At 38.9% G+C, this 14489-nt stretch carries 16 protein-coding genes; 4 read left to right on the forward strand and 12 right to left on the reverse strand.

The features are described 5' to 3' along the window. Positions 1–26 precede the first annotated feature (26 nt). Entirely contained in the window at positions 27–560 is a 534-nt protein-coding gene (locus tag AB1471_RS02775) for a DUF84 family protein (RefSeq protein WP_367778044.1), read from the reverse strand. Positions 561–568: 8 nt separating this feature from the next. Further along, positions 569–1642, reverse strand: a complete 1074-nt coding sequence (locus tag AB1471_RS02780) for a M42 family metallopeptidase (RefSeq protein WP_367778045.1) — start codon at positions 1640–1642, stop codon at positions 569–571. Positions 1643–1824: 182 nt separating this feature from the next. Between AB1471_RS02780 and AB1471_RS02785 the strand changes: the two genes are divergently transcribed. Both AB1471_RS02785 and AB1471_RS02790 read left to right on the forward strand, forming a co-directional pair. Beyond that, positions 1825–2139 carry a hypothetical protein gene (locus AB1471_RS02785; RefSeq protein WP_367778046.1) on the forward strand — a complete coding sequence of 105 codons (315 nt, stop codon included), beginning with the start codon at positions 1825–1827 and terminating at the stop codon, positions 2137–2139. A 263-nt stretch (positions 2140–2402) separates the two neighbouring features. Beyond that, the gene (locus AB1471_RS02790; protein WP_367778047.1) at positions 2403–2576 is read left to right on the forward strand and encodes a hypothetical protein; all 174 of its coding nucleotides are present in this window, start codon (positions 2403–2405) and stop codon (positions 2574–2576) included. Between the two features lie 671 nt (positions 2577–3247). Here AB1471_RS02790 and AB1471_RS02795 read toward each other — a convergent pair. The 6 genes from AB1471_RS02795 to thpR all read right to left on the reverse strand — a co-directional run bounded on the left by AB1471_RS02795 (position 3248) and on the right by thpR (position 8416). Then, a complete protein-coding gene (locus AB1471_RS02795) occupies positions 3248–4099 on the reverse strand; it encodes a YtnP family quorum-quenching lactonase (RefSeq protein WP_367778048.1) in 852 nt (283 codons plus the stop codon). A 90-nt stretch (positions 4100–4189) separates the two neighbouring features. After that, a complete protein-coding gene (gene trmB / locus AB1471_RS02800; RefSeq protein WP_367778049.1) occupies positions 4190–4837 on the reverse strand; it encodes a tRNA (guanosine(46)-N7)-methyltransferase TrmB in 648 nt (215 codons plus the stop codon). A gap of 129 nt (positions 4838–4966) precedes the next feature. Further along, a complete protein-coding gene (locus AB1471_RS02805) occupies positions 4967–5770 on the reverse strand; it encodes a phosphotransferase (RefSeq protein WP_367778050.1) in 804 nt (267 codons plus the stop codon). Between the two features lie 116 nt (positions 5771–5886). Further along, positions 5887–6831: a diacylglycerol/lipid kinase family protein gene (locus AB1471_RS02810; RefSeq protein WP_367778052.1), complete on the reverse strand. Its 945-nt coding sequence runs from the start codon at positions 6829–6831 to the stop codon at positions 5887–5889. Next, positions 6828–7844, reverse strand: coding sequence for a nuclease-related domain-containing protein (locus AB1471_RS02815; RefSeq protein WP_367778054.1), 1017 nt, complete (start codon positions 7842–7844; stop codon positions 6828–6830). Before AB1471_RS02815 ends, AB1471_RS02810 begins: the two co-directional genes overlap by 4 nt. A gap of 23 nt (positions 7845–7867) precedes the next feature. Continuing rightward, entirely contained in the window at positions 7868–8416 is a 549-nt protein-coding gene (thpR, locus tag AB1471_RS02820; protein ID WP_367778055.1) for an RNA 2',3'-cyclic phosphodiesterase, read from the reverse strand. 149 nt (positions 8417–8565) lie between these two features. Between thpR and cysK the strand changes: the two genes are divergently transcribed. After that, positions 8566–9504: a cysteine synthase A gene (gene cysK, locus AB1471_RS02825; RefSeq protein ID WP_367778056.1), complete on the forward strand. Its 939-nt coding sequence runs from the start codon at positions 8566–8568 to the stop codon at positions 9502–9504. Positions 9505–9685: 181 nt separating this feature from the next. On the opposite strand, the gene dat is transcribed toward cysK, so the two are convergent. The 4 genes from dat to AB1471_RS02845 form a co-directional block, all read right to left on the reverse strand. Then, positions 9686–10552 (reverse strand): D-amino-acid transaminase, encoded by an 867-nt coding sequence (dat, locus tag AB1471_RS02830; RefSeq protein WP_367778057.1) that lies wholly within the window; start codon positions 10550–10552, stop codon positions 9686–9688. 29 nt (positions 10553–10581) lie between these two features. Further along, positions 10582–11997: a dipeptidase PepV gene (pepV, locus tag AB1471_RS02835; protein WP_367778058.1), complete on the reverse strand. Its 1416-nt coding sequence runs from the start codon at positions 11995–11997 to the stop codon at positions 10582–10584. Positions 11998–12081: 84 nt separating this feature from the next. After that, a complete protein-coding gene (locus AB1471_RS02840; RefSeq protein WP_367778059.1) occupies positions 12082–13221 on the reverse strand; it encodes an ABC transporter permease in 1140 nt (379 codons plus the stop codon). Continuing rightward, positions 13222–13914 carry an ABC transporter ATP-binding protein gene (locus AB1471_RS02845; protein WP_367778060.1) on the reverse strand — a complete coding sequence of 231 codons (693 nt, stop codon included), beginning with the start codon at positions 13912–13914 and terminating at the stop codon, positions 13222–13224. A gap of 297 nt (positions 13915–14211) precedes the next feature. Here AB1471_RS02845 and AB1471_RS02850 point away from each other — a divergent pair, with 297 nt between their 5' ends. After that, entirely contained in the window at positions 14212–14430 is a 219-nt protein-coding gene (locus tag AB1471_RS02850; RefSeq protein ID WP_367778061.1) for a DeoR family transcriptional regulator, read from the forward strand. The last annotated feature ends 59 nt before the right edge of the window (positions 14431–14489 follow it).

A 14489-nucleotide genomic window follows, 5' to 3' on the forward strand; every position in this document is an offset into this window, starting at 1 on the left:
GCCTTTTCGGACTTGTTTAATTTTGTTTATTTATTACGGTATTCCCACTGACCAATGAGTAGCTCAACAATATGCCCAAACATTGACGCGCGATTTATGCGTCCATTGGTAAAGAAACCTACCGCACCTTCATGCATATGGTTATCAGTCTTTTGACTAAACGATTCCATAACAGGGCCTAACTCCTGCCCCGCTCTTATTCGTTCAGCTATTTCATCTGGCAATCGAAAACGAGCTCCACCAGCAATGAGTGGTTGGTCGTTCGTGTCATCTGTCAAAGCACCCCAATTACAAACAATAAGCCCATGAGGTGTTTCCACGACTCCACCTTCAAGTCCAATACCGATCGAAGCACCAATTTCTTTTTTTGCAGCCATAGAACGGTTAATTGCACCTGTAATCGTTTCATTATCCCCTATTGGTTGTTCAGAAACATCTGAAGGAACCGATACTCCGATTACATTTACATGTGAATAAGATAACTGTGTCAATGCTTGTTCTACAGCTCTTAGTTTTGCTTTATTGAGTGTCCCAACTGCAATCATTAATTGATCAACCATAATCAACCCTATGAGTTTTGCCGGATCGAATCAATTGTTGAACGATCACATGATTTCACTAGCTTCACGAGCAATTCTTTTGCTGCAGCATAGTCATCGATATGAATCATCGAAGCATGCGTGTGGATGTAGCGAGAGCAAATCCCTACAACTACACTTGGTACACCTTCATTTGACATGTGAACACGACCTGCATCCGTGCCACCTTGTGACACAAAGTATTGATAAGGAATTTTGTTCGACTCAGCTGTATCAAGTACAAATTCTCTCATACCATAATGCGTGACCATGCTGCGGTCAAGAATACGTAAGAGAGTCCCTTTTCCAAGCTGTCCAAATTCATTTTTATCACCTGCCATATCGTTTGCAGGACTTGCATCCATTGCAAAGAAAATGTCTGGCTTAATTAAGTTGGCTGCCGTTTGAGCACCACGCAAGCCTACTTCTTCTTGAACAGTCGCTCCACTGTAAAGTGTACTTCCTAATGTTTCCCCTTGAAGCTCTTTTAACAACTCAATCGAAATACCACATCCATAACGATTATCCCATGCTTTTGCTAAAATCTTTTTGTCATTTTCCATGGGTGTGAATGGACAAATCGGAACAATTGAATGACCAGGACGGATCCCCATCGATTCAGCATCTGCGCGATCATCCGCACCAACGTCAATGAGCATATTTTTAATGTCCATCGGTTTGGCACGCTTTTCATCACTTAAAAGATGCGGTGGAATTGAACCAATGACACCGATAATCTTCTTTTTGTCCGTGACGATTTCAACTCTTTGCGCAAGTAGCACCTGGTTCCACCATCCGCCAAGTGTTTGAAAACGAAGCATACCGTTTTCAGTAATGCCCGTAACCATAAATCCAACCTCATCCATATGACCTGCTGCCATGACGACGGGTCCATCCTGAGGTCCTTTTTTCAGACCAAAAATACTTCCTAAACCATCTTGAACAATTTCATCCGAATACTTCGATAGCTCTTGTTTCATAAATGAACGCACGGCATGTTCATTTCCTGGTGCCCCAGGAAGTTCTGTTAAGGTTTTAAATAATGATAAAGTTTCTTGATTCAAAACGGGAATCCCCTCTCTATAAACCTGCTTATGTATGTTATTTGCAATTAGTCTTCATTTTACAGAACTTTCTTTCGATTTTCCAGCATTTCATCCAACCTTTCCGGATAAAAGAATGGTGATTAAAACGCATTCTTTCTGTATACTAAGAATAGTTTGAGAAATTCGGAGGTGAATAACGAATGAATTGGAAGGATGTAACGGTTGGAGCGGTAGTTGGTCTAGCTGCTGGGATCATCATCAGTCAAGGCACATCATGCACCAGTTCAGTTTCAGCAGAGAAAGTGCTACAAGACGTAAAAAATCAATTTAAAAAACGAAGTTCAATTGATGGTTCATGGATACAAATGAAGCCAGAGGATCACCAAATTCTTGCTGTTAAAAACCAAGTCTACCGCGGTGGAATATCACGCCATCATGGAAATGAATTAGAACAGTTTGAATTTATTGCTGACGCAAAAACAGGCACGATTATGGATGTCTATAAAATTAAGTAAGCGTTGAGAAGATTCTTGTCCCAGGTTCATGAGACGAGAATCTTTTTATTGGTGGATTTGTTTCATCCGTAATACCCCAATCAAGCGTTACATCCTTTCCCCTTAACCCATGCCCTGTTGCTCCGCTATACTGCCCTCCATATCCTGCATCAAATTACATTCGACGCTACCCTAGTAGTTGCACAACAATTTAAAGTTCTATTTAAACTAATTATTACATAATTTATAAAGTGCCATTATTAAAAAAGAAAGGGGGATAATCTGTGCGTTTAACATATATAACAGCTCTAGATAAAAATTGTGTAGTTGTCCGTTCATCAAAAGATTCTATTGAAATAGCTGAAGGGGACACAGTAGCTCTACACCATACAGCTGACTTCGTAATTAAGGGGAAAGCAAAAGTGGTTGCTGATGCGGGAACTATTTTTTATACATAACAAAACCATTCTAACTCGGATTTCCAATTTTACTATTTATTTTTAAAATTTTTTAAAGCAGACGCTCTAAACGTAATAGCAGGAACAGCTTTAGTCTACGAAAAAACAAGGAATTAATTCTGCTTTATTGTATACTCTTGTTGTTTTCTGTCCCTTTCAAGAATCTTAGGTTACTTTTCACGAACCGTCTCTTTCAGCCAGTTAGAGGCGGTTTTTGTATTTTTAAAACAGGTGAAAATTGCATGTAATCAGTTTATCCCTTTAAGTAGTAGGAAGGTTTCTACCACCTTGCTACCTCTTTTGCCTGTACTCTATAAACACATTGCCACGATATCCTTCTTGTGCGATTAGCTTATGACGTCCAAGTAAGAGTAATTGGAATTGGTCCCTTATAAAAGCCAACACCTTATTAGGTATGAGGACAGCTTGATGTGGAGCAATGCATGATGACCTATTAGGTGAAGCCAGTAATGATTTGCTAGATTCCTCGGTAGAGAATCTAATGTGACGGGGCTCCATGTCCAGTCAACACCAGCTCAGGGTGAAATTCCGATAAAAAAGGAACAATTACCTTAGAAAGGGTAATTGCTCCCAGAGGTTTTCCATACTTCTACTGTTTTGAGGCTAGTCCAAGTCCTGAATGTGGATTTTTTCTTTACGACCCTATTACTCTATTCAAATGGAACTCTCTTCACGGAGTCAACAATCTCTTTTCCTGCTTCATCCCATTTCAAAGCGCGATAAAAGGAATCATGATAGAACATGAACCACCAGTTGTTCGCTATCCCTTTTTTAATCCAATCCTGCTTCGCAGCAATTGAGGTCATTGGATAATCATCATAAGCAAGCACCCAAAGTGGATTTTGATGCGCGTGTGTCGGCATTAAATCAGCCATGTGCACCATTGTTTCACCGTCTTGTTCCATTAAGACGATAGAATGACCGTTACTATGCCCACCCGTATGAATCATTTTTAAGCCGGGAAGCACTTCAATCTCTCCTTCAAATGTGATCACTTGCTCTTGGATGGGTTTCCAGTTTTCTTCCCAGTATGTATTTCGTGACCGTATGTTTGGACTTCTCATTTCATCCCATTCGACTGCAGACGTATAAATTTTGGCATTAGGAAAAGAAGAGACAAGTTTTTCTCCTTTAAATTCAGTTAGTCCGCTAGCGTGATCAAAATGCATGTGGGTCATTAAAATAATATCGATATCAATCGTTTTCAGGTCCAACTTTTCTAATGACTGCTCAATTTTCGATTCTCTCGTCACACCATAGTTTCGCTTCTTCTTATGTGAGAGCTTACCATGACCAACGCCTGAGTCGATCAAAATATGATGATTGTCAATCGTTAGTAACGCAGGCTCAGTTGTTAGCTCAATTTGATTTGCATCATTGTGTGGATATTTTTTCGACCATAGTGGTTTGGGCACTACACCAAACATCGCCCCACCATCCATATTTGTAATTCCACCATCAAGCCACGATAAATTCCATTGACCAAACTTAAAAGAGTCCATGATTTAACCTCCTTGTTGAATACGCTTTCAATTTTTATCATAGTAAAAACTGCACAGAAAGTAAAACAGAAGGTCATCATGACCTTCTGTTTACGATTCTTTCGGATAACGAACCTCACAACGGTAAATTCGTTGACCCTTCTTTGAAAATTTCTCTTCGTATTCTGTCATAATATTGCCTTCAAAACCGCTTTTATGAAGATCCAAACTCAGATACGTTAACAATAGACCATATGCTGAAAAGCTTTGAAGTGAGTATTCAAATAAACCTTGGTTGTCGGTTTTAAAGTGAATTTCTCCTTCTTCGGGTAGAACTGTTTTATATAAATCTAAAAAACTCGAAAAGGTAAGTCTGCGTTTTTCGTGACGGTTTTTAGGCCATGGATCTGAAAAGTTTAAATAAACACGCGCGACTTCTCCTTTATCGAATATGGTAGTTAAATCATTTGCATTGATATTTAACAATTTCACATTGGGCAAATCAGCTTCAATTAAGCGTTCAAGCGCCATAACGATGACACTTTCTGACAATTCAACTCCGATATAGTTTACGTCTGGATTGGCACGTGCCATTTCAATTACAAAACGTCCTTTTCCAGTCCCAACCTCAATGTGAATCGGATTTGTATTGTTAAATTCTTTTGCCCATAGACCTTTTTTAGATTCGGGTTCATGAACAATATAGTGCGGATGGGACTCAATTCTGTCTTTTGCCCAAGGTTTGTTTCGTGTTCTCATCTTTTTCTTGCACCTCATTTATTTTTTGTTCATCGACACACGTCTTAATTATTTCAAACAATCGTTTCCAAAGCAATTTAAAAATAGCCTCGATGATTTCTAAATCGTTCTTTAGAAAAAGTCACCGGGCTATTTTTTCTTCTCAATTGGGCAATCGCTTTGAAAACAATATTGAAGAAAGTTCATCCATTTTGTTACATCGTGAAGTCGACCTTTATTTTTTTGCCATTGAAGCATATTGAGCGCTTGGCATACAACATACCATTTCATTCGCAATCTGAACTCGTCGGTGAGAATTTCACCATATTGCTGCATCCATTGTGCCCAATTCTTTTCTGGTATATACAAATATAAGAGCATTCCAACATCAACTGCTGGATCTGCAAGCATAGCACCGTCCCAGTCAATTAAAAATAATTCGTTATTATCTGAAAGTAACCAATTATTGTGATTCACATCTCCATGGCAGACTACAAATTCTTTTGTTGTCACTTCACCCACATTTTTCTGTAGGAATTCAATCGCTTCCCTTACAGGTTTTAGAAGTGTTAGGTCTAGATCAAGTGTGGATTTTAGCTCATCAAGCATCACAGTCGCTTCATTCGGTTCTTTTCCTAAACGACGTATCATAGAGGTTAATGGTTTTGAACGATGAATTTTTTTAAGTAATTTTGCAACTCGTAGACCTGTCATTTCCTCTGATTTCAGCTCGCGCCCATTTAACCAATGTTGAGCGGTGATGACGTCTCCGTTTTCAAGGCGTTTGGTCCATTTCAAACGCGGGACGATTCCCTCAGCTGATAATACCGCGATAAAAGGAGAAGAATTACGTTTTAAGAACAGCTTTTGCTCGTCGAATCTAGCAAAAAACGCTTCACCTGACGCGCCGCCTGCCGATATGATTTCCCATTCTTGATCAAACAAGTGTTCCAACTTCATTCACCTTCTATGTGTTCTTTTTTATTAGTCTAGTACGCAATAGAAAAAGATAGCTATTATTTCTTTCATAGACAATAGAATAAAATTTTAACGTTTTATGGGGTGTTTCGTCAAGACCCATATTTATGCGCACGAACAAAAGTCCAATTTTGAGGATGGACCTCTATTTGTATCGAATTTTCTTTTGATAGTTGCCCGGCTTCCTCACCATCAGCATGAATTTTAGCTGTCTGCTCTGAATGAACATGAATTAATTTTCCTCTTCTCGTTGTAACTTCTTTAAAACGTAGATGATTCCCTTTAAATACGCTTATAAAAACAGCAAGAAATTTCCACCTCGATACATTGTGAACAATAGTTAAATCTAACTCACCATCTCTTGAATCGGCATTGGGAGCAATTTTCATCCCCCCTCCATAATATGGTTGATTAGACACCGTGACAAACCATACGTTGTCAACAGATTTTTCCTTACCATCTACTCTAATTTCCATTGTAATGGGGGCGTAAGTGAATAGATGACGGATCAAATAAAATACATAAATTAATTTACCAATTTTCATACGATTAAACCACTTTTTTAAAGGCGATTTGTTCACTGAGTATGCGACAAGTGCATCAAAACCGATCCCCAAATTGTTCACGAACCAGCCACTCTCTATTCCTTCATAAAAAGCACTATCATGTTGTTCTATCATCTCTCCATTCCACTTTGACAACTCAACAATTGACTCGTGTGAACGTGGAAAAGACTGAAAGGATCGCGCAAAATCATTTCCTGATCCAGCTGGAATACATGCAACAAGAGCATTAGTAAAGCCAGCAACACCATTAAGTACCTCATGCATGGTGCCGTCTCCCCCCACCCCAACGAAAAGCGCTTTGTCTGAAGGGTTTTGTAGGCACCAATGTTGAATTCGGCTTGATGCGTCTCCAGGTGCTTTTGTGATCCAATAATCAATCCCTTCGGTGTCACAAACCTTTTGTACAGAACGAAAATAACGAAGCGCTTGCCCACTTTTGGCTTTTGGATTGATGATCAATATTATCTTCATTCAAAAGTCTTGGACAAAGTTGAATCATCACTTTTATCCATACTCCATTGCATTCTTCTCACAGAAGTTGTTTTAGTGTGTTCAATGATCACTTTTGCTGCTTTCATTTGCATGTGCTTTAGTGGTGAGCGCGAGTTTCGCTGTTGTGCAAACCATTCTGAATAGCTTCTTTTATCTACAATGTTTAAGCCAAACGGAGCATCTGGAAAATCAATGTAGCCGTTTCGTGAAAGGATTGTTTTTTTAATTGGTAATTCAACATTTTGTTGTTTAAATAATTGTTTTAAAATATGTTCCGTTCGATCAAGCGAAATTAATGGGCTAAGTATTTTCTTGTCTTGCGTGCCTGTTTTTACTGTCCAAAAACGTTCTGTCGAACCAATATACGCAGACTTATCTAACCCTTCCAAAAGTAAAATACACCATGCAGTTGTAGGTGTAATAACCAAAATATCGAGTTCAACCGGAGCTTTTTTTATGAGAATAATTGGTTTATATAATACTAAATATGTATCTGGAAAACGTTGCAAAAAGTAACGTAATGGTTCTTCGCGCAAATATTTTGAGTCCATATACGATTTGTCCATTAACGTTGAACTGGCCCACTTTAATTGAAATTGATAAACCTGATCTAAATAATTATGCTTTAGATCTTCCAACGACTCCGGACGATTATACATGTGAGGTTCAAAATCAAACGATGATTCGTTACACGCGTTTGACTTTTCTTCAATTAGTTCCTTCATTGGTTCTTCAACAGTTTTTTCTTCTCGCACCCAAACTTTACGAAATCGTTTTATGAGACCGTCCTTACCGTCCTTACCCTCCATACCTTCGACTTCTTCTTTAAATTGTTGGAGGTCTTCCTCGTCCATAAAAGTCGAGCCTTCATCCCACTGCTGTTTAATTTTCTCCCACTTCTTCTTTTTTAAGTGAACGAATTGCGAAGGATAGCGAATCATGTCTTTTTCATAACGAGAAACATAGTCTTGTAGTTTAATTAACTGTGCCACGATGTGTTTCCCCTTTCTAGAATCTATAGAGTAGCTAATTTATATTGAGCAACGACTTCATATTTAGGCATGTTTTTAGGGTGAATGCGAAATAGACTTACAGTGTTTGCAGTAAATTCAATTGGATCGATCATATTAGGTAGCTGGAATCGTTCTTTTCCTTGCCACTTTTTTGCTAATGTAATATGAGGTCGAAATGGTCTGTTCTCAACTGAACCACAAACGTTAGTAACGATATTTTGGATAAGATCGTATAAATGCAAAAGAGGCTTCGAACGTTCCGGTCCTACCCAAAAAATCCGAGGAGCATCACGATGACCGAAATAATTCACCTGATCAATGCGAACAGTAAAGCTTGGACTGGTTGTCACAACGTCAGCTAACCTTTGTTGATATGATTGAAGATCGATGACTTCCAAAGAACCGAGAAAAGCGAGCGTTAAGTGGTAATCTTCCGTGTGAGTCCATTGTTTAAACGAACGCAACTCACACAACTCTTCCTTTTGAAGTTGAATCCTTTCCTTAACAAATGAAGGTAATTCTAGCGCAATAAAATAATGGGATGTGCCCACGAAAACGACCTCATTTCTTTTGAACCTTTTGTTGTTATTATACCCTTTATTAGGATTTTAGACATGAAGTTTTCATCAGAGCAATGATCATTGAATCCATCGCAACTTAACTGTAAAATGATGTGTATGATCGTGAAAGGGTGCATGAAATGAAGGTAGTTAATAATATTGCAGAATTGATTGGAGATACACCATTTGTAAAATTAAACAGATTACAAACACAAACAGGTGCAACGGTCTACGCGAAACTTGAAAATTATAATCCAAGTAAAAGTGTAAAAGATCGCCCGGCTTATAATATGATACTTCAAGCTGAAAAAGCAAGCCTGCTAAAGGAAGGTTCAACGATCATTGAACCGACAAGCGGAAATACTGGAATAGGAATCGCAATGAATGCAGCAGCACGTGGGTACCATTCAATTCTTGTAATGCCTGACACGATGACATCAGAACGCATCAACTTGTTAAAAGCATACGGTGCTGAAGTCGTGTTAACGCCAGGTGATGAAAAAATGCCTGGTGCGATTAAAAAAGCTCAGCAACTGGCCTTGGAAATTCCTAATAGCTTTATTCCGATGCAGTTTGATAATTCAGCGAATCCAGATGCTCATAGGTCATCCACAGCACTTGAAATCATTGAAGCTGTTAAACAACTAGACAAACCAATAGGAGCATTTGTTGCAACAGCAGGGACAGGCGGAACAATAACTGGTACAGGTGAGGTGCTGAAAGAACATTATCCTGACATTCAAGTGCATGTCGTTGAACCAGCTGGCTCCCCAGTCCTATCTGGTGGAAAGCCCGGTAAGCATAAACTCGTTGGCACAAGCCCTGGCTTCATACCACCGATTTTAAATCAATCTGTATACGACGAAATTCATAAAATTGAAGATGAAGATGCCTATGATATAACAAGGAGATTAGCTCGTGAAGAAGGAATTTTAGTAGGTCCTTCCTCTGGTGCAGCTTGCTATGCAGCATTAAAAGTAGCTGAAACACTTCCTGATGAATCCGTTGTCATTTTCATTGCATGTGATACAGGTGAACGTTATTTATCAAGTGATTTATTCCGATATGAAGACAACTAAATCATGAAAAATGAATCATCCGCATGAGAGTGTAGACTCATGCGGATGATTTTTTCGGGAAGAAGAAAACGGTTGGTCTCTGTTTCTGAGTAGATAACCATCATTTTGAGTTGAACTTACATTATTACAGAAAAGTGAACCTCCACTTTTCGCACAACGCCTTCTTACTGTCTCCCAATATTTATTCCTCTGCTCCTACAAGCTCTCCGCACTGCTGTTGGATCGCTCCTTTAAAGGCTACTTGAAGTTTTTTGGTCCATTCACCAGGTTTGCCATCACCAACCGGCACATCTCTAACTTGTACAAGCGGCATAATTTCAGCTGTGGTGCTTGCCATGAACACCTCATCTGCTGCGTATAACTCTTCTACTGAAAATGCTTCTTCTTTATACGTTAAACCAATCTCGTTGCACAATTGTAGAATGACTCTTCTTGTTATCCCATTTAAAATCAGGTTCGTAGCAGGGTGGGTATGTAGCTGATTATCTTTAATGATAAAAACATTTGATGACGAGCCTTCTGTTACCGTTCCATCACGATGTAAAATCGCTTCAAAACTTCCGTTCGCCATTGCTTCTTGTTTCGCTAAAAGATTCCCTAACAAATTTAAACTTTTAATGTCGCAGCGCAACCAACGAACATCATCTGCTACAGTCGCAGTCATACCTTTATTCATTCCTTCTTCAGGGCGACCCACTTCTTTCGTGTATGCGGTAAGAACAGGCTTACTTTGTCCAGGAAATTGATGCTGTCTCGGTGCTGCACCTCTCGTTACTTGTAAATAAATAGTGCCCGTATGAAGTTTATTCATCTCCATCAACTCTTGCAGCTTTGCTGTTAACTCTTCTTGAGTAAACGGTAGCTCCAGTAAGATTTTCTTTGAAGATTCAAAAAGACGAGTAAGATGTTCTTTTCCCGTGAACATTTTCCCACCATATACACGAATCACTTCATACACACCATCGCCAAACTGATATCCACGATCCTCAATATCAATACTTCCTTCTTCACGACTAATGAATTGATCGTTTACTAGAATTTTTCCCATGATGATTTCTCCTTTTGCTTCTAAGCAGATTATTTTTTACATGCAATTTCATAAATGGCTTGCGCGTATATCGCTGTTGCTCTCAATAAGTCGTCAATATCTATGTACTCATCTTTTTGGTGAGCCACATCTTCTCGTCCAGGAAACAATGCGCCAAATGCAACTCCTTTAGTCAATGATCTGGCGTACGTTCCACCACCAATTGCGAGTAATTCCCCCCTTTCCTTTGTTTGTTCTTCATATACACGTAAAAGTGTTTGGACAAACGGATCTTGTCCATCAACATGATGTGGTTTTGAGTCGTCGATGTTAGCGATTTCAATACCTAGTTCTAAAAGTTCTGAAGTCAACTTTTGGATCGCTCTATCCATATCATATGTCACTGGATAACGTACATTCAACCCCAAATAAGCTTCCTCATCGCTGTACCGTATTTTTCCGACGTTCATCGTTAAATCGCCACTTATTTCGTCTTTTCCAGCCAAGCCTAAAGCATGGGCTCTTGAATCATTATGTAAATTCTTTTTAGCAAATGAATAAAACGCTTGTGCTCTCGCATCAAAATCAAATCGTGCTAAAAAGGATAGCAACATCAGACCAGCATTAACACCATTATCTGGTTCCATGGCATGTGCAGATTTCCCGTTACACTCAAGTATCAAGACACCACCATCAATATAATAATCGCCTGTTACGCCCTGCTCTTTTAAAAACTCGTCATATTCTTGTAGTAAAAACGTTTGATCTAAATGCGGGACCAGAATAGCCTTCGCACGATCTGGAATCATATTATATCTTTCGCCCGATGTAAATGATCGCAACTCCATTTTGGGTGCTGTATCGTCTTTTTTGCGTTCTGTTAGGACTAAATCAAAATCAATTATCCCTTTTTCAGCATGAATGATTGGGAAATCTGCGTCCGGTGCAAAACCGATCGTTGGCATTTCTTCATGTTCGAAATAATGATCTACACATCTCCAATTACTTTCTTCGTCGGTACCGACAATCATTCGAACACGCTTTTGAAATGGAATACCTAAATCATTCACCATTTTCATTGCAAAGTAGGCAGCCATTGTTGGCCCTTTATCATCAATCGCCCCACGTGCATAAATACGATTATTGTCGATTTGTCCACTAAATGCAGGGTAACTCCATCCTTCACCAGCAGGGACAACATCAACGTGACAAAGCACTCCTAATATGTCCTCTCCTTCACCGATCTCTATGTGACCAGCAAGATTTCCGACATTTTTAGTTGTGAAACCGTCTTGATCACCTTGTTTTAGCATGTAATCTAATGCTTTTTTTACGTCTACACCGAGTGGGGCTTCTACTGTCGTATTTTTTTCATCTAAAACACTTGGAATTTGAAGCAACCCTTGTAAATCTTGAATGAGTTGATCTTTATACTTTTCAACTTCTTGATCCCATTGAATGGACATTAGCGCTGCACCCCTTACCGAGTAATGGTCCTATTATAGACGATTCGAGTAATACAAGCACGTTTCGAGTGGACAAAGATTCGTTTAAATAAGTAAAAATGCTAGAGCGAGGAGAATGATCGGCGTTAACATTCCAAACATCGTCCATTTTCTGGCACGCAAATAGCCATTATAAAATCTATATTTCCCCCCTATAGAATGGTTATCAATGAGCAACTCCCACATAATGTTCTGTATGGTTATACAGGTAATACATAGAACGGTAACAAGGATAATGAATACCCAATCCGCAGAAACAAAAGCTGCACTGAACGTGACTACACCAAACAAACGGAGATACTGATACAGAAATGTACGGTTTCTTAAATGATGTTTGAAAAAAAGTTCTAACATTCCAGCTGTAGGACTCATCGAACGAAATATTCGTTTTGATTGTCGGAAAAGCTTTGGTTTCTTGGGCAACTTAGTTTTTGGAGGTGTTTCAATATCAATGGCCCTCGCAAAAATACGTCGGATCCATCTCACCTTCCATTCCGCTTCTTGTGAAGCATGATAAGAAAGCTGCCACGTGCGATTTAGCATCGTTCGTTTAAAAAAGTAAATTAACATAGCTGAATAAAAGATTGCTAATACGATCACCATCCACGTCGCATAAACCAAACTGGCAATCACGGCTATCCAACTCAAGATCATCAAAAATACCAATAAAGAAATAAAACAAGCTTTTTGAAAACCGTTATATTTCATGTTCATCCAGTAAAGCAAGACCTTACAATTGCTACGAATAACAGTCAGCATAATGAACAACAAAACGCACTGGTAGACGGATACGTGAAGTATACCAATTAAGTAAGGTAGCAATAAAAATAAACAAACAGCAGAAAAAATGAGTGATGAACCAATATTATAATAAAAGCTTACTTTCAGCATCCCTTCTATCCATCGAGAACGTCGAACTAAAAAGATGGTATCTGCTTCATACAAATAGGTTCGCCACCTTTTCGTTAACGACAATAAGCAAAGAAAGAAAACCCACCCCGTCCAATAAATGAGTTCCAGCCATTCTGGTGGTGCAACCCACCACGATCGATAAAAAACAAACAAAAAAAACAACGAGGGAATAATTGCATACACATAAATCGTCCAATCCAGTACACTCGTAATAATATTTGTCTGATAGCGCCAATCTTTTTTTAATCGAACAAAAAAAAGATCCTGCTTCATTTATTCGTCTCCTTCAGGAAAACAGTCGTATAACGTTCCCCTTTCAACATTACATTGGGATAACACTTCACTCAGTGTGCCGCTTGCATGAAGTGTTCCGCTTTCGATAATGACAAATCGATCGGCGATCCGCTGAGCAGTATCAAGTATGTGCGTACACATTAAAATTCCTGCACCACGTTCCCTCTCTTCTTCCAGCGTGGCAAGTAACAGTTTCGTAGCAGACGGATCAAGCCCCATAAATGGCTCATCAATAATCCACAGTGATGGACGAGACATAAGTCCAAGCAAGATCATTGATTTTTGCTGCATCCCTTTTGAAAATGAACCTGGTAAATGATGGACAACATCTGTTAAACGTAAACGTTGCAACCACTCTTTTACAAAGGGTTCCCATTCATTTTGTTTTAATTCTTCTATTGAAGCGACAAACTGAATATGCTCCCATAACGTAAGATCTTCATAAAAAGTTGGCCTCTCAGGAATAAAAGAATAACGAATTCCTTTTTGTAATTCCACTTCTCCTTCAAGAAATGGCAATTGTCCCATTAATGCTTTAATTGTGGTGCTTTTTCCAGCACCGTTTGAACCAATCATAGCCACAAGTTCACCTTGATTTACCGACAATCGAATGTTTTTAATCGTTGGTTCATTTGGTTCGTAACCACCTGATTGAATCGCAACATGCAACATGCTTTACACTCCCATCAGTACCCTTTTCTCCTTTACGAAAAATAATTTAAAAAGTTTCACCTATTGTTTAATTATGGGCATATTTCACTGATTTTTTGTTAACAAATTAGAAATAATATCATTTCACTAGAAATATACTTACAAAAATTGTACAATGTAGTTGTCAGACAATATTATCGACTTTTTATGAAAAGGGGCTGTCTTAAGGCAAACCAACAAACCGTGTCGTTGATCGTTACTCAACATAGTGGTCTACTGTAGTCATTGCCTAGGGAAAAAAGATGAGGGAGTGGTTTTTTGAAGCCTACTACGAATCGAATGCTAACTCGAATCAAATCGGTCTACATGTTCATTAAAGAAAATGGAACTGTGACGACAAGTGATTTGGTTGATGAATTTGGCATCACACCTCGCACCATTCAAAGAGATTTGAATGTGTTGGCCTACAACGATTTAGTGACTAGTCCTAGTCGCGGCAAATGGACGACAACACAAAAAAAAGTAAAAATATCATAGAAACGAAAACGTAGGCGGCTCGTTTGGCCCTGACACGTTAAGAAGACTTGCACAAATAG

This window comes from Jeotgalibacillus marinus, assembly GCF_040801915.1.
Taxonomy (GTDB): Bacteria; Bacillota; Bacilli; order Bacillales; family Jeotgalibacillaceae; genus Jeotgalibacillus; species Jeotgalibacillus marinus.